This window comes from Pseudoalteromonas sp. GutCa3 (genome assembly GCF_002836155.1).
Lineage (GTDB): Bacteria > Pseudomonadota > Gammaproteobacteria > Enterobacterales > Alteromonadaceae > Pseudoalteromonas > Pseudoalteromonas arctica.
Genome location: NZ_PJBK01000079.1, coordinates 101,350 through 120,340, shown reverse-complemented (window position 1 = coordinate 120,340; position 18,991 = coordinate 101,350). Strand labels below are relative to the sequence as shown.

The 18,991-nt window shown below is 39.1% G+C and carries 16 protein-coding genes and 1 pseudogene; 10 read left to right on the top strand and 7 right to left on the bottom strand.

Annotated features, from left to right (window positions below):
* Positions 1-22 precede the first annotated feature (22 nt).
* The 3 genes from aroA to gyrA form a co-directional block, all read right to left on the bottom strand.
* Positions 23-1,300 (bottom strand): 3-phosphoshikimate 1-carboxyvinyltransferase, encoded by a 1,278-nt coding sequence (gene aroA, locus CXF64_RS14210; protein WP_010552859.1) that lies wholly within the window; start codon positions 1,298-1,300, stop codon positions 23-25.
* The gene (gene serC / locus CXF64_RS14205; protein ID WP_010552860.1) at positions 1,300-2,382 is read right to left on the bottom strand and encodes a 3-phosphoserine/phosphohydroxythreonine transaminase; all 1,083 of its coding nucleotides are present in this window, start codon (positions 2,380-2,382) and stop codon (positions 1,300-1,302) included. The genes aroA and serC overlap by 1 nt, the downstream gene beginning before the upstream one ends.
* Before the next feature lie 321 nt (positions 2,383-2,703).
* Entirely contained in the window at positions 2,704-5,403 is a 2,700-nt protein-coding gene (gyrA, locus tag CXF64_RS14200) for a DNA topoisomerase (ATP-hydrolyzing) subunit A (protein ID WP_101217322.1), read from the bottom strand.
* A gap of 176 nt (positions 5,404-5,579) precedes the next feature.
* Between gyrA and ubiG the strand changes: the two genes are divergently transcribed.
* From ubiG to yfaE, 5 genes are all read left to right on the top strand, one after another.
* A complete protein-coding gene (ubiG, locus tag CXF64_RS14195; protein ID WP_008171708.1) occupies positions 5,580-6,290 on the top strand; it encodes a bifunctional 2-polyprenyl-6-hydroxyphenol methylase/3-demethylubiquinol 3-O-methyltransferase UbiG in 711 nt (236 codons plus the stop codon).
* Positions 6,290-6,970 (top strand): HAD family hydrolase, encoded by a 681-nt coding sequence (locus CXF64_RS14190; protein WP_101217321.1) that lies wholly within the window; start codon positions 6,290-6,292, stop codon positions 6,968-6,970. Before ubiG ends, CXF64_RS14190 begins: the two co-directional genes overlap by 1 nt.
* 408 nt (positions 6,971-7,378) lie before the next feature.
* Entirely contained in the window at positions 7,379-9,661 is a 2,283-nt protein-coding gene (gene nrdA / locus CXF64_RS14185; protein WP_010552863.1) for a class 1a ribonucleoside-diphosphate reductase subunit alpha, read from the top strand.
* Between the two features lie 65 nt (positions 9,662-9,726).
* Positions 9,727-10,857, top strand: coding sequence for a class Ia ribonucleoside-diphosphate reductase subunit beta (gene nrdB / locus CXF64_RS14180; RefSeq protein WP_007583038.1), 1,131 nt, complete (start codon positions 9,727-9,729; stop codon positions 10,855-10,857).
* On the top strand, positions 10,857-11,129 hold the full coding sequence (yfaE, locus tag CXF64_RS14175; RefSeq protein ID WP_101217320.1) for a class I ribonucleotide reductase maintenance protein YfaE: 273 nt from the start codon (positions 10,857-10,859) through the stop codon (positions 11,127-11,129). The genes nrdB and yfaE overlap by 1 nt, the downstream gene beginning before the upstream one ends.
* Positions 11,130-11,163: 34 nt before the next feature.
* Here yfaE and CXF64_RS14170 read toward each other — a convergent pair whose 3' ends face one another.
* Both CXF64_RS14170 and CXF64_RS14165 read right to left on the bottom strand, forming a co-directional pair.
* A complete protein-coding gene (locus CXF64_RS14170) occupies positions 11,164-11,718 on the bottom strand; it encodes a DUF1287 domain-containing protein (protein ID WP_423810669.1) in 555 nt (184 codons plus the stop codon).
* A 60-nt stretch (positions 11,719-11,778) separates the two neighbouring features.
* Positions 11,779-12,251: pseudogene (locus CXF64_RS14165) on the bottom strand (hypothetical protein).
* A 293-nt stretch (positions 12,252-12,544) separates the two neighbouring features.
* On the opposite strand from CXF64_RS14165, the gene CXF64_RS14160 reads away from it, so the two are divergent.
* From CXF64_RS14160 to CXF64_RS14150, 3 genes are all read left to right on the top strand, one after another.
* Entirely contained in the window at positions 12,545-12,955 is a 411-nt protein-coding gene (locus CXF64_RS14160) for a hypothetical protein (protein ID WP_101217367.1), read from the top strand.
* Between the two features lie 53 nt (positions 12,956-13,008).
* Entirely contained in the window at positions 13,009-13,356 is a 348-nt protein-coding gene (locus CXF64_RS14155; protein ID WP_101217318.1) for a hypothetical protein, read from the top strand.
* Between the two features lie 164 nt (positions 13,357-13,520).
* On the top strand, positions 13,521-14,516 hold the full coding sequence (locus CXF64_RS14150) for an alpha/beta fold hydrolase (protein ID WP_101217317.1): 996 nt from the start codon (positions 13,521-13,523) through the stop codon (positions 14,514-14,516).
* A 136-nt stretch (positions 14,517-14,652) separates the two neighbouring features.
* Here the strand turns inward: CXF64_RS14150 and CXF64_RS14145 are convergent, their stop codons facing one another.
* Together CXF64_RS14145 and CXF64_RS14140 are read right to left on the bottom strand one after the other, a co-directional pair.
* The gene (locus CXF64_RS14145; RefSeq protein WP_101217316.1) at positions 14,653-15,081 is read right to left on the bottom strand and encodes a Replicative DNA helicase; all 429 of its coding nucleotides are present in this window, start codon (positions 15,079-15,081) and stop codon (positions 14,653-14,655) included.
* Positions 15,082-15,280: 199 nt separating this feature from the next.
* Complete coding sequence (locus CXF64_RS14140) at positions 15,281-15,460, bottom strand: hypothetical protein (protein WP_024592379.1); 180 nt, start codon at positions 15,458-15,460, stop codon at positions 15,281-15,283.
* A gap of 284 nt (positions 15,461-15,744) precedes the next feature.
* On the opposite strand from CXF64_RS14140, the gene CXF64_RS14135 reads away from it, so the two are divergent.
* On the top strand, positions 15,745-16,134 hold the full coding sequence (locus CXF64_RS14135) for a YkgJ family cysteine cluster protein (protein WP_024590141.1): 390 nt from the start codon (positions 15,745-15,747) through the stop codon (positions 16,132-16,134).
* 215 nt (positions 16,135-16,349) lie between these two features.
* The gene (locus tag CXF64_RS14130; RefSeq protein WP_101217315.1) at positions 16,350-18,719 is read left to right on the top strand and encodes a TonB-dependent receptor; all 2,370 of its coding nucleotides are present in this window, start codon (positions 16,350-16,352) and stop codon (positions 18,717-18,719) included.
* Positions 18,720-18,991 lie beyond the last annotated feature (272 nt).

Below are 18,991 nucleotides of genomic sequence, written 5' to 3'. Positions count from 1 at the left end.
TTTGTAATTACTTCTAATTAGCTTATTCACTGACTGACGCTAAAACATTGAAAAATGTAGGAAATGTTTTATAGGTACACTTTGGATCATTAATCGTTATTGGCTTTCCACCAACGGCAACCATTGCAAAACACATGGCTATACGGTGATCGTCGTAAGTGTCTATTGCTACATCGTTGAAGTGTTTAGGCGGTGTAATTTCTATAAAGTCATGCCCTTCTACCACTTCTGCACCTACTTTTCTAAGCTCAGTTGCCATCGCATATAAACGGTCTGTTTCTTTTACTCGCCAGTTATAAATGTTACGAATGGCAGTTGGGCCTTTAGCGAAAAGAGCAACAGTTGCAAGGGTCATAGCAGCATCAGGAATTGCATTAGCGTCAATATCTACGCCTTTTAATTCGCCTTTGCGAACAACTAAACGTTCATCATACCAATCGATTTTTGCGCCTACTTGCTCCATTACTTTAGCAAAGCCTATATCACCTTGAACTGATTTAGCACCCACGCCTTTAATTTCAATCTCGCCGCCAGCAATTGCAGCCGCAGCAACAAAGTAAGAAGCAGAAGATGCATCGCCTTCAACCATAATTCGATCGAGTGATTGATACTGTTGACCACCTTTAACTTTAAAAGTTGCATAATCACTGTGTTCAACACTAACACCAAAACGTGCCATTACATCAAGCGTAATATCAATATAAGGTTTAGATACTAAAGTACCTTTAATAGTTATCGTTGTATCACCGCTAAATAATGGCGCTGCCATTAATAGAGCCGTTAAAAATTGACTTGAAATACTACCGTCAATTTCAACCTCACCACCTTTTATTTGACCACCTACAATTTTAAGTGGTGGATAGTCTTTGTGTTTTGTATAAGTAACATCACCACCAAGCGCTTGTAGAGCATCAACTAAGTGCCCTATCGGACGCTCTTCCATACGTGGCTCGCCTATTAGCTCATACTCACCAGCAACGGCAGCAAGTACAGCCGTTAAAGGTCTGTAAGCAGTACCCGCATTACCTAAAAACAAGGGCTCAGTAGGTGTATTAAACACACCACCAACTCCCTCTACGGTCGCTACAGTGTGTTCATCATTTAAAGTTACATTTACACCCAATAACTTTAAAGCACCCAGCATATGGCGTATATCGTCACTATCAAGTAAGTTCTCTACAACGGTGGTACCGTTTGCCAGTGCTGCTAATAATAAAATTCTGTTCGATAGACTCTTTGAACCTGGTAGGGTTACCGTGCCATTTACTTTAGAAATAGGTTCTAAACGGAGCTGCTCCATTAGCTGTGCTCCTTTGCAAATGCAGCCATAAAATCTACAAGTGCTTGAACACCTTCAAGAGGCATAGCGTTATAAATACTTGCGCGCATACCGCCCACAATTCTGTGACCTTCAAGTGCAAGTAAACCGGCCTCGTTTGATTGAGCAACAAATTTGCTATTTAAGCTTTCATCGTTTAACCAAAATGGAACATTCATGCGTGAGCGGCAATGTTTAGCGACTATATTTGAATAAAAATCTGAGTTATCGATAAAATCATACAGTAAATTTGCTTTAGCAATATTTTGTGCTTCCATGGCTTTTACCCCACCATTGCTTTCAAGCCATTCAAATACTTCAGCCGCTAAATACCAAGCAAAGGTAGGTGGGGTATTAAACATACTGCCCTGCTTTGCTTCAAGTGCGTAATCTAAAATACCGGGCTTTGGCAAACCTTCGCGCTCAAGTAATGTTTTACGAACAATAACAATTGATATGCCCGATGGACCGATATTTTTTTGCGCACCAGCGTAAATCAAATCAAATTTATTAACGTCTATCTCACGCGATAAAATAGTTGAAGACATATCAGCAATAATCGGAGCTGTTGGGTGGCTTGGTACATCAAAAATCTCTAAGCCATCGACAGTTTCATTAGGGCAATAGTGGATGTACGCAGCGTCTTCTGGTAATTCCCAGTCAGCAACGTCTTTAATTGAAAACTCACCATCAGCATCATTACGGACATCCGTAAAAGACGTTTGAGTAAACTTATTCGCTTCATCTCTGGCGCTTTTCGACCAAACGCCATTCTCACAATAAAACGCTGTTTTGCCTTCTTGGTGTAAGTTTAATGGCACAGCACTAAACTGGCCACGACCACCACCATGCATAAACAGCACTTCAAATTCATCACTAATATTCATTAGGCGACGAAGGCTAGCTTCACATTTAGCTGTAAGCGCTAAAAACTCTTTACTGCGATGGCTAATCTCCATCACAGACACACCTAGGTCTTGCCAATCTAGAAACTCTTTTTGCGCTTTTTTCATAACCGCTTGCGGAAGCATAGCTGGCCCCGCACAAAAATTATATTTACTCATTACCTTTGCCTCATTCCAGTAATTTAACTACTAAGCATGAACATTTAATACCAATCCGCTAAACCTTTAAAATTTAATGAATAATACCAATCCGCAATAATACTTAATCATTTTGCGGGGCTAAACGTGTCGCTACTTGCGTTAAAAAATTCTCATTTAGAACAACTAAATAGCGAATTTTTTGCCTAGCTATCAACACGTTTTTCCACCCTCAAAATAGATCTCTTAATTAAGCGAATTGGTATGAGTATAATTTCACACCCTATTAATTTTTTTCAACAACATTAAAAAAAGCGGCCAAGGCCGCTTTTTCAATATCAATTATTCTGAAGGAGGATTATCATCCGCTACTTCATCAATAACCGTATCTACTGTTTCAACGTCTTCAATATCAATTAAGTCACTTTCTGTAACTTCAATCTCTTCTATACGTTGTAAACCAACTACTTGCTCTCCGTCAATAGTTCTGATCAAAATAACACCTTGTGTGTTACGTCCAACCGTTGAAACTTCATTAACGCGAGTTCGTACTAAGGTACCACGATTCGAAATAATCATTATTTCATCGTTGTCATCAACTTGCACAGCACCAACAACAGCACCGTTACGTTCACTCACCTTAATTGATACAACACCTTGTGTTGCGCGGCTCTTAGATGGGTAATCTTCAAGTTGTGTACGCTTACCGTAACCATTTTCAGTTACCGTTAGAATGGCACCGTCAGTTTTTGGTACAATTAACGATACTACGCGTTGCTCGTCTCGCATTTTAATACCACGAACACCTGTAGCAGTACGACCCATTGGGCGAACACCTTTGAAGCGAATCTCAGGGTTACCTTCTTCGTCTAATACTGGGTTGCCGTTTTCATCAACAACTGTTGTTTCTTCAGCTTCTTTGAAGCGTACAACTTTACCTGCATCAGTGAACAACATAATTTCGTTGCTACCATCGGTAATATCAACACCAATCAAGCTATCGCCATCATTTAAGTTAACAGCAATGATACCGCTTGCACGTTGACGACTGTAAGCCGTTAATGGTGTTTTCTTAACTGTACCGAATGCAGTTGCCATAAAGATATATTTATCTTCTGCGTACTCGCGTACTGGCAATATAGCAGTAATACGTTCATCAGCTTCAAGTGGTAACAAGTTAACAATTGGCTTACCGCGCGCTGCACGACTTGCTAGTGGTAACTGATACACTTTAAGCCAATATAAACGACCGGCCGTAGAGAAACATAAAATAGTATCGTGTGTATTTGCAACTAACAGACGTTCAATGAAATCTTCATCTTTCATCTTCGTTGCTGACTTACCTTTACCACCACGACGTTGTGCTTCGTAATCAGACAATGCCTGATACTTCACATACCCTTCGTGAGAAAGCGTTACAACAACGTTTTCTTCAGTAATTAAGTCTTCAAGGCTGATATCGTGAGCCGCTGCATTAATCTCAGTACGACGTTCGTCGCCATACTGCGCTTTAATTTCAACTAGTTCGTCACGAATAACTTCCATTAAACGCTCAGGTGTTGCCAAAATATAAAGTAGCTCAGCAATTAACTCTAATAACGCTTGATATTCAGTTAAGATTTTTTCGTGTTCAAGACCAGTAAGCTTGTGTAAACGCAAATCTAGAATTGCTTGAGCTTGTTGCTCAGAAATATAGTATTGACCGTCGCGAATACCTAAATCATCAGCAAGCCAATCTGGACGGGCTACATTATCTTCGCCTGCTTTTTCAAGCATACCTTGTACATGACCTAATTCCCACGGACGTGCAGTTAAAGCAACTTTAGCTTCAGCAGGTGTAGGTGATTTACGAATAAGCTCGATAATTGGGTCAATGTTTGCAAGCGCAATTGCTAAACCTTCAAGCGTATGAGCACGGTCACGCGCTTTGCGTAAATCAAACACGGTACGACGAGTTACTACTTCACGGCGGTGAATAATAAACTCTTCAAGCATTTCTTTTAGATTAAAACACTTAGGTTGGTTGTTAATTAATGCAACCATATTCATACCAAACACAGTTTGTAACTGAGTTTGTGAATACAAGTTATTTAAAATAACTTCGCCTACGTCACCACGTTTAATTTCAATAACGATACGCATACCGTCTTTATCTGATTCATCACGTAGTGCACTAATACCTTCAATTTTCTTATCTTTAACAAGCTCTGCAATTTTTTCAATTAAACGGGCTTTATTAACTTGATAAGGAATTTCGTGAACGATGATTGTTTCACGGCCTGTTTTTTCATCGGTTTCGACGTCGGCGCGTGCACGCATGTACACTTTACCACGGCCAGTTAAATAGGCTTGTTCAATGCCTTTTTTACCGTTGATAATTGCAGCCGTTGGGAAATCAGGACCAGGAATATAATCCATTAACTCTAAAATAGTTAAATCAGGATTTTGAATAAGTGCCAAACAACCGTTCACAACTTCAGTTAAGTTATGTGGTGGTATATTTGTAGCCATACCTACTGCAATACCCGACGAACCATTCACTAATAAATTAGGGACTTTCGTAGGTAACACGTCAGGGATGAACTCAGTGCCGTCGTAGTTAGGAACGAAATCAACCGTTTCTTTTTCAAGATCGGCTAATAACTCATGCGACATTTTTGCCATACGTACTTCTGTATAACGCATTGCCGCTGCTGAATCACCATCAACCGAACCGAAGTTACCTTGGCCATCTACAAGCATATAACGTAGTGAGAATGGCTGAGCCATACGAACTATCGTGTCATAAACTGCACTGTCGCCGTGTGGATGGTATTTACCGATTACGTCACCGACCACACGGGCCGATTTTTTGTAAGGCTTGTTCCAGTCATTACTAAGCTCGTTCATTGCAAACAAAACGCGGCGATGAACAGGTTTTAAGCCGTCACGTACGTCTGGTAATGCACGTCCTACTATTACGCTCATTGCGTAATCTAAGTAGGAGTTTTTTAACTCGTCTTCAATATTGACTGGCAGAATTTCATTGGCGAGATCAGTCATTTGATATCACATTCCTTCAGTATCAGCTCTCAACAACCCGGTATTGGGTATTAAGAGTATTGTTATTATTTCTAACAGCCATGCTATCACAATTAATTTTAATTTACAGGCGCAAAACTTTGCGATTTATCAATTTAGCCCTATATAATGGCCTCAGATTGACGAGGAAGTATTTTATGACCGAACATCAAAATGTAGATCACGCAGAAATAGCAAAATTTGAAGCCATCGCTGAGCGTTGGTGGGACCTAGACGGAGAATTCAAACCTCTTCACGAAATTAACCCGTTACGTTTAGACTTTATAGCAAACAAAACGCAAGGCTTATTCGATAAAGAAACACTCGACGTTGGCTGTGGCGGCGGTATTTTAAGCCAAAGCATGGCGCGTATGGGTGCAAAAGTAACTGGCATCGATATGGGCCAAGAACCTTTAACTGTTGCTAAGTTGCACAGTTTAGAAACTGGCGTAAATGTAGATTATATAAAAGTGCCTGCAGAAGAGTTTGCAACACAGTACCCTGAGCGCTTTGATGTAATAACGTGTATGGAAATGCTTGAACACGTTCCCGACCCAGCATCTATCATTCATGCCGTAGCCGCACTTGCCAAACCAGGCGCAGACGTGTTTTTTTCAACCCTGAACAAAACACCTAAAGCATACTTATACGCTATTGTTGGCGCTGAAAAACTCTTAAAAATGGTGCCTGAAGGTACACACGACCATAAAAAGTTTATAAAGCCTGCACAGCTTATTGCATGGGCAGAGCAAGCCGGTTTAAAAGTTCGTGCAAGTACAGGGCTTTCTTATAACCCACTATCAAAGCAATATACGCTCAATAGTGACGTTAGCGTAAATTACATACTTTATTTTGAGAAGTTAGCTTAATGGCTAACTCTCAAGCCCCCCTACCCCTTATTGAGTACGATGCATTTTTATTTGATTTAGACGGCACCCTACTCGACACCGCTGATGATTTAGGTGCCGCTTTAAACACAGTCCTTATTAGCAATAAAATAGAACCTGTTAGTAGTGATATATACCGTCCTGCCGCATCTAACGGCGCAGGCGCATTATTAGAGGCTGGTTTTAAAGAATTATGGGCTAAACAACCCCAAAGCGAGCTTATAAAGCAATTAGTTGACGAGTACGCCACAAACATAGCAAATCACACACATTGCTTCAGCGGAGTTGAATCGTTACTTATCGCCCTTGATCAGAAAAAGATCAAATGGGGGATCATGACTAATAAACCAGGGTTTTTAACCGATCCTTTAGTGGCAGCTATTCCCGCATTAAAAAATGCCAGTGTAGTAATAAGTGGCGACACATTAGCTGAAGCTAAGCCATCACCTTTACCACTGCTACATTGTGCAAAGCTTATGCAGGTAGAACCAAGCCGTTGTTTATACATTGGTGATGCACAGCGTGACATACAAGCAGGCAAAGCGGCAGGTATGCATACCGCAACGGCACTTTGGGGTTACATCCCAAGTATTGATGAAGCCAACAGCTGGAATGCTGATTTTAACTGGCAAAGCCCAATTGATGGTTTTAACCATATATAGTGCTATGTTAATTATTAAACACTATATATTGTGATTGTGTTAGTTTTCACACAAAGCTTGCTGATAAAAAAAGCAGTCAAAATTTATTTTTAAAATGAGTAAATTTAGCAGATCATTAGTTGATTTTTGCATATTTCAACTTAAATGATTGTTCGAAGGTGAGTGTCTACTAACACAAATGCGTTATCCCAAAGTTATCCACAAACAGGGGCAATTATGTCCCTTGCAAAACAACTCAGACCACACTATCTTGTGATCTCTAAATTGAACAACACCAGATATTGTGGCCAAATGTTATTCAATTAAATTCGCCAATACGGTGAAACCTATAATAAATGAGTATGTACCTTGCTTCGGCGAGGCATAAAGCATTGGTCAAAATACATAATTCCCAAGGAATACAGGCAAATGAACCAACAGTTATCTGTAAGCAAACGTGACGGGCGCAAAGAGCCTCTTGATCTGGATAAGATCCATCGCGTCATTGAATGGGCCGCCGAAGGTTTAAGCAACGTTTCGGTTTCGCAAGTTGAATTAAAATCGCACATTCAGTTTTACGACGGTATTCGTACTAAAGACATTCACGAAACCATCATTAAAGCAGCAGCGGATCAGATTTCAAAAGAATCGCCTGATTATCAATACTTAGCGGCACGTTTAGCTGTATTCCATTTACGTAAAAAAGCGTACGGTCAATTTGAGCCACCACGTTTATTTGACCACGTAACAAAAATGGTTGGCGATAAACGCTACGATGCTCACTTATTAGTAGATTACACAGAGCAAGAATTAGACGAGCTTGATGCATATCTTGATCATTCTCGCGATCTTAACTTTAGCTACGCGGCTGTAAAACAGCTTGAAGGTAAGTATCTCGTTCAAAACCGTGTATCGGGTGAAATCTACGAAAGTGCACAGTTTTTATATATTTTAGTAGCAGCGAGCTTATTCTCTGACTACCCACGTGAAACACGCGTTTCTTACATTAAGCGCTTTTACGACGCAGTATCGTTATTTAAAATATCTCTACCAACGCCAATTATGTCGGGTGTACGTACACCTACTCGCCAGTTTAGCTCGTGTGTATTAATTGAATGTGGCGATAGCCTTGATTCAATCAATGCAACGTCGTCAGCTATTGTTAAATACGTTTCACAACGCGCAGGTATTGGTATTAATGCTGGTCGAATTCGTGCGCTAGGTAGCCATATTCGTAACGGCGAAGCGTACCACACAGGTTGTATTCCTTTTTATAAGCACTTTCAAACAGCTGTTAAAAGTTGTTCGCAAGGTGGTGTACGTGGCGGCGCTGCAACATTGTTCTACCCGCTTTGGCATTTAGAAGTAGAGAACCTACTTGTACTTAAAAATAACCGTGGTGTGGACGACAACCGCGTTCGTCACCTAGATTACGGCGTACAATTTAATAAACTAATGTACTCTCGTTTAATTAAAGACGACTACATTACGTTATTTAGCCCATCAGATGTGCCTGGTCTTTACGATGCATTTTTTGAAGACCAAGCTGAGTTTGACGCGCTTTACGTAAAATACGAACAAGACGAATCGATTCGTAAAAAACGCATTAAAGCGATTGAGCTTTTCTCTATGTTTGCGCAAGAGCGTGCAAGTACAGGTCGTATTTATTTACAAAATGTGGACCACTGTAATACACACAGCCCGTTCATTGCTAAAGTTGCGCCTATTCGCCAATCTAACTTATGTTTAGAAATTGCATTGCCAACTAAGCCACTTAATAACGTAAATGACGAAGAAGGCGAAATTGCCCTTTGTACACTGTCTGCGTTTAACTTAGGTGCAATAGAATCACTAGACGAGCTTGAAGAGCTAGCTGAACTTGCAGTACGCGCCCTTGATAACTTACTTGATTTCCAAGACTACCCAGTACCGGCTGCTAAAAATGCAACTATGGGTCGTCGAACGTTAGGTATAGGCGTGATTAACTACGCATACTACCTAGCTAAAAACGGTAAGCGTTATTCAGATGGCAGCGCAAATGCACTGACTCATAAAACATTTGAAGCGATTCAATACTACTTGATGAAAGCATCAAACGAGCTTGCTAAAGAGCGTGGCGCCTGTCCTAAGTTTAACGAAACAACGTATTCACAAGGCATTATGCCAACAGATACGTACAAACGTGATTTAGATAAAATTTGTGATGAGCCACTTCATCTTGATTGGGATACACTACGTGCAAATATTAAAGAGCACGGTATGCGTAACTCAACACTAAGTGCGTTAATGCCATCAGAAACATCGTCGCAAATCTCTAATGCAACAAATGGTATTGAACCACCACGTGGACATATTAGCGTTAAAGCAAGTAAAGACGGTATTTTAAAGCAAGTTGTTCCTGAGTATGAGCGTTTAAAAGATCAATACGAGCTACTGTGGGACATTCCATCAAACGATGGTTACTTGCAGCTTGTTGGTATAATGCAAAAATTTGTAGACCAAACAATTTCTGCAAATACAAATTATGATCCAAACAAGTTCGAAGGCGGTAAAGTACCTATGCAAGTCTTATTAAAAGACTTACTAAGCGCGTACAAACTAGGTGTTAAAACCTTGTACTACCACAATACTCGTGATGGTGCCTCAGATATGCAAGAAGATACTCCAGAAGTGGAAGATGATGATTGTGAAGGCGGCGCGTGTAAAATATAACTGCTGATTTTTATTTTAAGCGGGCATTTAGCCCGCTTTTTCTGATAGTTTTTTGAGTGATAAACATGTCTTATACTACTTTTAGCCGAAACCATAATAACCAAATGCAAGAGCCAATGTTTTTTGGCCAAACTGTAAACGTATCTCGTTACGACCAACAAAAATACCCAATTTTTGAAAAATTAATCGAGAAGCAACTGTCTTTCTTTTGGCGTCCTGAGGAAGTAGATGTAAGTAAAGACCGTTTAGACTTTCAAGCGTTACCCGATCACGAAAAGCATATATTTTTAAGTAACTTAAAATACCAAACTTTGCTTGATAGCGTACAAGGCCGTTCGCCAAACGTTGCCCTACTCCCTATTGTATCGCTACCAGAGCTTGAAACATGGATAGAAACGTGGGCGTTCAGTGAAACAATTCACAGCCGTTCATACACACATATTATCCGTAACGTAACACAAGCACCTGAACTTATTTTTGATGATATTGTTAGCAACGATAAAATTAGCGAACGTGCCGATGCCGTAACTAAATACTACGACGACTTAATCAACTCTGTATCGCTTTACAATTTATATGGTGAAGGCAAACACGAGATTAACGGTAAAACTGTTATCGTGAATTTGTTTGAGCTTAAAAAGAAACTTTACCTGGCTATGATGTCGGTAAATATTCTTGAAGCGATTCGCTTTTACGTAAGCTTTGCATGTTCGTTTGCGTTTGCTGAGCGTGAACTAATGGAAGGTAACGCTAAAATAATTAAACTTATTGCACGCGATGAAGCACTTCACCTTTCGGGTACTCAGCATATTTTAAACATTATGCAAGACGGTAAAGATGACCCCGAAATGGCGATTGTTGCAGCTCAGTGCCGCGACGAAGCGATTAAAATGTTTGTTGATGCTGCAGAGCAAGAAAAAGAGTGGGCTGAGTATTTATTTAAAGATGGTTCAATGATTGGCTTAAATAAGCATATTTTATGTCAGTACGTTGAATACATTACTAATGCACGTATGACTGCCATTGGCTTGCCAGCACAGTTTGAAAACAACAGTAACCCTATCCCATGGATAAACTCGTGGTTAGTGTCTGATAACGTGCAAGTAGCGCCTCAAGAAGCAGAAATTAGCTCATACCTTGTTGGTCAAATAGACTCTCAAGTTGATGCATCAGAATTTGGTGATTTTGATTTATAATGAGTGACAAGTCTACTGCAAGCATAACGCTTGCAGAAAACAGCCAGTGTATAGAATTTACCGCTGGCTGCCCTTCTCTTTTACACTGCTTAGAATCCATGAAAATAGACGTTGCATTCCAATGCCGCGAAGGCTACTGCGGCGCTTGTAGGGCAACGTTAGTATCAGGTAACGTTGAGTACAACGAAGAGCCACTTGCGTTTGTGCGCGAAGGCGAAATATTGTTGTGCTGCTGTAAACCCAATGGCAATGTAAGTATTAATCTGAAATAAAATTAATACTTACATATACCGTTTATTAAGCGCATCAATACTGTGGAACAAACCGGTAATGCCCTGTAATTTTGTAATCAAAAAGCATGTCACTTTTTTGCGGCCCACGCCCAATATTATGCACAATAAGCGGATTACCTGTATCTTGAGATGATTCATTAATCACCATGCCTATATGAGGTAAATTACCTGGTAACATCCACGTTACTATATCGCCGGTTTTATAATCACTCACTTTGTTGGATTTACTTAATACGTTTGCATGGCGCTCAAAGTAAGCTTGTAAATTTGGAACACGTCGGTGGTCTATATTTTTATCAGGCTTAGCTAAACCCCAAATACGTTTAGATGGATACAGTGTAAAGTTATTTTGCATGTCTTCATGCACGAGTTTCTGTAAATCGATGCCTAACTTTCTGTAACTTCTGATTATAACGTCGGTACATACCCCAATATTTTTAGGCACATCACCACCTGGGTAAGCAATTGAGTGATAAGCCCCATCGTAGGTAATATTGTGTTTTGTTCGCTCGAGTAAGGCTGATACTATACCTTCTTCAAACGTCACAGCTTGTGCATCAATACACATTAAAGTAAAAAAGCATCCTAACGTTTTGTTCATATAAATTCCTTTAAAATTCTGCGCTAATTACAGAGTATGAGTTACATATTTTGGCACATCTATTTTTTACCACGACTAGCAAATTGATCATCAAGCGGGTATGCCATCTTTTCGAGCGGAGCATGGTGATATCCCTCTCGTTGAATTTCACTAATGTAACGAAGCATAAATGCGTTAGCGCCAAGCTCAAGCCACTGCGCAACATGAACAAGTTCATGAAAATGGACCCTTAAATTAGTAGCGACGTGGGGAAGTATATAATAAGTATATTTATACGTTATACCCGCCGCGTCCATATCGACAAAATCACCTAGGCCCATTTCTCGCAGACCCGCAAAGTCTGGCTTTGGTATTTGGTCTACAACAACGTAATACGCGTTTTTTAAAAGCTCGGTAGGATAAAACCCATAAAATTCATTACTGAATTTATCACAACTCACTTTTTGACTACTGTATTTTAAATTTGTAGCGTCAATCCAATTTTCTATTTGTTCTAGCACAGCTCCTCTCCTAAAGTACAAATGCAACACACCATGTGTAAACCTTAATCTAATATTGTAGTAAGTTTTTTAACCAGCACTTTTAGTATTAACACCTCGCAACTAGCGAAGAAAATAGAACGCATAGAGTATCTAAACAAAAAGCTCTAAATCAAAATTATCATATAAGCATAACCAGTCTATAAACAGTAAAAACCTTTTTTATACTTTTTAAAGTGTTATTATTTGTAACTAAAACAGTAACACTTAAAATCATATATAATTTTACTAATACACTCTTTCGCATGAAAATAATGCGTTTCAGTCCCATTGTCTTACTTGTCATATTAAGTAATACAGCAAATGCTGAAAATATAAAACCGTTCACATCAGATGGCTGTAGTGCTTTTCCGGACGGCACGACAAAAGATAAAAAGTTGTGGCTTGCATTTTGTAAAGCGCATGACTACGCCTACTGGCAAGGTGGCACTTATTGGCAACGTTTAGAAGCAGATAAAGCCTTGCAACAGTGTGTTATTGAAGCCGGCGAAACGAGTATAGCGAACCTTATGCTTGCTGGAGTTCGATTTGGTGGCAGCCCTTATATACCATCGACTTTCAGATGGGGCTATAGTTGGCCCTATCCTAGGTTATATAAAGCATTAACAGCTGATGAAATTAAGCAAATTGTTGCTTTAAAAACGGTATTAACTCAAACCAATTAACACATTGTGAAAAACTGGGTTATGCAAATAATATCAAAAGGAATTGAATCACTATGCTTATACTGCTAAGTATCATTTTAACTTTGTTTCCAACGGTAATATCTTATTTTGTTTCACGTAATTACGCTAAAAAGGCTAAAGCGACTAATAAAGGTGCTTACATCAGAGCAGTGCTTCGGCCTAGTGTTTTCTCGTGGACACTATTTGCTGCTGTTGGGCACGGCGCAATCATCTTCCCCTTACCTTCAACGTTTGCGGTCGTGTTATATGTGTTTCTATATGACGAACGTGGTATCTATTTTCATCCTCACATATTTTTAAGCCCAACGATTCCAATAGCCGTTTATTTAATAAGCTATTTCAAATACAAAAAAGCGGCCAATAAAGAGCTAACGCCCTAGCCCACTGTTGGCTCATAAGTATCTTGTAAGGTCCAAAGCTGCACTTACTCCTGCTGTACACTTCTTTGCTGTGAAACTACAACGTTATTATCTGAATACAATTGTGTAAATAACGGGTCTGGTAAATTAATAAAGCGTCATTACCAAAAATAACGAGTTTACTTATGCACCCAGATATACAAAAAAATCTTAAAGTAAAACCTGCTCACATCGTCTCTTTTATTGTGTTTTTACTAGTTTCAATGTCTACGCTTACCGCTCAGGTATATGCCGCTGATGCTGTATGGCCTTCAAAAACCGCTTACAAATATGCAAATGTAAACGGTAAAAAGATATTTTACCGAGAAGCTGGCATCCAGCATAAGCAAACCATTGTGCTTTTACATGGCTATCCGTCGTCTTCACACAGCTACCGAGAATTGATCCCGCTTTTATCAGGTCGTTATCATGTAATTGCACCCGATTATTTAGGCTCAGGATACAGCGAACGCCCAAACCCAGAAACTCAAAAATATACTTTTGAATTACTAGCTCAATACGTTGAAGGGTTACTAACAACGCTTAAAGTAAAGCGCTACAGCCTATATATACAAGACTTTGGAGCACCTGTAGGCTTTAGAATGTTGTTAAATAATCCTAATAAACTTGATGCACTTATTGTACAAAATGGTAATGCGTACTTAGAGGGGCTAACCCTACCGAGGCAAGCATTTTTTAAAGCCGCGAATGAAGATAGTTCGAAAGCTCAGCAAGATAAAATTTATTCGTTCACGTCTGAACAAGCCATTATTAATAAGCAGTATTTACGAGACGTACAAAGTAACCCAGAAGTGATGAGCCCAGATAGCTGGACGCATGATCTTCACTTTTTACAAACCAAAGCCGATAGAGTAATTCAAGTGCAATTGCTACAAGATTACTACAACAACCTTCTCGACTATCCAAAGTGGCAAGCTTATTTACGCAAGTACCAACCACCAACGTTAATTGTATGGGGTAAAAACGACCCTGCGTTTATAGCCGAAGGCGCTAAAGCATACTTAAAAGATGTACCGAACGCTGAACTGTATTTACTCGATTCAGGGCACTTTAGCGTTGAAGAAAAACCAGTAGAAATTGCAAAGTACATTGTCGATTTTATGAATAAGCTAGCTCAATAGTAAGCCTTTTCTTTTGGTTTAGTATTTATAGCAAACATAAAAAAGCGCTGAGGGTATAAACCATCAGCGCTTTATTAAGCTCAAGCTAAATCCACAAAAATCATATTTAATATGGATAAGTTATGCTTTTATGTATTTAACCTTCTTCTTCAATAAGCGACTCTAGTAGGTCGTGTATTTCAGCTTTAAGCTCTTTGTCTTCAATTTTATTGGCGCTGACTTTAGCATTTTGAAGGTTTTTAATAGCTTCATCTTTTTGTCCAAGCTCAAGCTGTAATGTAGCCATTGAAAAAGAAACCGACGACATGTGATCTTTGTTATTAATCGCAATCGACTTTTCTAATGCTTTTTCGTAAGTAGTAATTGCCTCTTCTAACTCTTCGGTAAAATCAGCTAAGGTTTCCCATTGTACAGGGTGATCTTTTGAGGTGTTTTCGTTTTCAATACAAATAGCTTTTAACTCTGCAAATAACGACTCAAACTTTTCACGGTTATTTTTGTTAGCCGCCGCCATTAAATCTTCTGCTAGATCATGTACCGCTTTGTATATTTTTGTATTCATCATCACTGGTTATCCTTTAATGCAGCTAAACTCATTTACTCACTCAATTTAGCTAAAATGTATCATTACAGTCATTATAAAACGTATTTAAACAACTGATTTATTTAATTTGGTGTATAGCGTAATAATACATTAATAATGAACATCGCGTAGGCGTTAAACACCCTGTGATTAAACTTTATCGCAATTACTCTTGGTAAACTTACACGCTGAATAAACTTGCAACCCAATCCAACGTAAAGATGGTCGTAAACACTTTAAGTGCAATGACAACTAAAAATAATAGGATGATTGCCGCTTTAGCTTTGCTACTTTTAAGATTGTTCCAATACAATAACTTTGCATTAAATTCTGTTTTTAACTTAGTGACAGCCTCTTTCATAATAACGCCCTGCTTAGGTATCCGCGCTCAGCAACATTTAACAATCACACAGTTGCTCAAGCGGGGTTTGTAACATTTTTCGCTACCTTTAGAGTAAACCATTAAATAAAGCCTGTACTATATAAAATGTAACAAGGGGTTTTAACAATAGTTATTGTATCTAACTATTGTTTACACACCCAAAAATTAAAGGATGGGTAAATTCAGTAGAGCGTTAATAATAAATTTGGTGCTACACTAATAACTAACTTAAATTCGTTAACAGCCAACTAAATTAGCCAATTATGAAAGAATGCAACCAGTGTGGTAAATGCTGTATTAAATATGGCGGCGGCGATTTAAGCGCAACAAAAGAAGAAATAGATTTATGGGAGCTTTTTAACCCCGAAATTTATGAATACGTTAAAAACAACGAAATTTGGTTTGACCCAAAAACAGGCTTAAGACTTCAAGTGTGCCCATTTTTAGAAATTGCGCCTAAAAAAGATCCTCTCGCTAAAAACATGTATACCTGCAGTATTTACCTCGACCGCCCAGAAGACTGCCGCCACTACCCTAGTCTTATTTCAGAGATGATCCGCGACGAATGCGAAATGATTGAATCTGTAGATATAACAAATCAGACAAGAGCGCAGCATAAACTAGATGCGATAATGATAGATAGCCGCTATTAAATACATAGATTTACCGGCTAGCGCTATGAGTTCTTCGGTCAAATAGATAAGTTTCCTATTCACAAACCTATTATTTGAATTTTTATAATATTGGCTTAATCGTCATTTTTTGATTATTCATCGCAAAACACAAAGTTATACTATAACATTGTTGATTCGTTAATTTTGCGGTGTTATATTATATCACAACATAATAACCACGAACCAATATATCCATGACAAAGTTAACATTAATCTCCTCTGCTATTTTTTCTGTTTTATGTTCTCAATCAGCTTTGGCTGCAACCGTTACTGGTAAAGTAATGGATGATAAAAATCAACCAATTAAAAATGCCTCTATCCATGTCCATGGCAAAAAACAAAGCGTTAAAAGTAATGATTTAGGCGAGTTTGCTATCGATATAGATGCAAACAGCCAATTACATATTAGTAAAGACAACTACATAGACTCTCGTATTACTGTTACCGAATCTTCAAATAATCTGTCTGTGTCACTTAAACCAACATCGGTTGAAACAGTGGTTGTTTATGCCTCTGCACTTCATAAGAACAGCCTAGAAATGATATCGCCAGTAAGCGTGCTCTCAGGTGATGAATTAAGAAATAAATCTAAACCAACACTTGGCGAAACTCTTAAAGGTTTACCAGGCGTAAATGCAAGTTACTTTGGCCCTGTATCATCAAGCCCAATTATTCGTGGTTTAGATGGCCCTCGCGTTAAAATCACACAAAATGGATTAGATGCCAGCGATGCGTCGCGAATTGGCCCAGACCACGCGACATCAAGCGACAGCCTAGCGGCAGAGCAAATTGAAGTGTTGCGCGGTCCAAGTACCCTACTTTATGGCTCTGGTGCAATTGGTGGCGTTGTAAACGTGGTTGATAACCGTATTCCTACTAGCAATATCGACGAGCTTACAGGCGCTGCTGAATACAGCCACGATACGGTGTCAAATTCAAACACCGTAGCTGCAAAACTTGAAACAGGTAATGAAGGCTTTAACTTTCATTTTGATGGTACTAAGCGCAGCGGCGATGATTACCAAACACCGACCTTTACTATTGCCGACGATGATGGCGATGTTGAAACCGAAAGCTCGGTAGAAAATACTTTTATTGATAGCGAAACACTCAACTTTGGTACCAGCTATGTTGGCGATCATTTAACGATTGGTTTTTCTTACGGTAGTATTGATACTGATTACGGTATTCCTGGGCATGAGCATCATCACGATCACGAAGGTGAAACTGAAGAAGAGCATGCAGAACATGAAGATGAAGCTGCTGAAGAGCCTGTTTACGCACATTTAGAGCAAGACCGCTGGCAAGGGCTTGTAAGTTACGCTCTTCATAATAACTGGATTGAAACCATCAACCTACGTGTTGGCTATACAGATTATTCACACAGCGAAATTGAAGATGGCGAAATTGGTACTACTTTTAAAAATAAAACGACTGAAGCACGTCTAAATGTAGAGCATAAGTTTGCTGATTGGCACGGAATGATGGGCTATCACTACAGCGATTCTGACTACGATGCAATTGGTGAAGAAGCATTTACACCCGCGAGTGTAACTACAACTAACGCATTATATTTACTAGAAGAGCGTGAATTTGGCGACGTGACAATAGAGCTTGGTGCACGTGTAGAAGATTACAAAATTGAAAGCAAAATCACGGCACACGAACATAGCCACGATGAAGTAGAAATAGATCATAGCGACGAAGAAACTATTGGATACAATAAAAGCTTTACCAATTTAAGCGCCTCTGCCGGTGCCATTTGGCAATACAAGCCGGGTCATAGTATTGCGACAAGTATTTCTCACTCAGAGCGAGCACCACTTTCGGCAGAGCTTTTATCAAACGGTTTACACATTGCAACCGGCACTTATGAGCTAGGTCTTGGTTACAACATTGAAGATAATGAAGCGCATTTTGAGCCAGAGAATATCAAGCAAGAAACCTCAACAAACCTAGATTTAAGCTTTAGACGTTTTAGCGGTGATTTTGGTTACACCGTTAACTTTTTCTATAACGATATTAAAAACTTTTATTTCCAAGAAAATACGGGTTTAGTTTACGATGAAGAAGATGGTTTAGAATCAGCTATTGGTGCACATGACGATGCTGTTGCGGTTTATCAGTTTACAAGTAAAGACGCAGAGCTTTATGGAATTGAGTTTGACGCACATTACCAAGTAACCCCAAGCGCTATGGTTAAAGTATTTGGTGACTCAACTCGTGCAAAACTAAAAGACGACGAAGGCAATTTACCGCGCATCCCTGCCAATAAATTAGGCTCTGAGTTACAGTACGATTTAGGTGACTTACAACTAACACTGACGGGTACTCATTACTTTGATCAAAACGATGTAACTGCATTTGAAACAAAAACGGACGGCTATACGTTATTTGATGCACAAGCTAATTACCAATTAGGTTTAGGCAGTGTAGATGCACAGCTTTATATAAACGTGGATAACATTACTGATGAGTTAGGCTTTGTGCATAGCTCATTTATTAAAGATAAAGCCCCACTACCTGGCAGAAACTTCCGCTTTGGTGTTCGTGGTTATTTTTAATAATTAAAAATAGTTTTTAGTTTATATATTTACAAACCGCATTTTATTAATGCGGTTTTTTATTTTTAGAATATATAATATCAACACGCAGTTATACTTAATCGATTTGAAGGATTAAACCTGATGCTAACTGCGTTAAGAATTTCTGATATACGACTGCATGGATGCAGGAGGTAGAGCAATGCAAGAGCAATTAGTGGTAACAACTAAACAACGAAATTTTTGCCTTGTTACCGACACAACTTTCTTAGCGAAAAATAGATCACTTAATT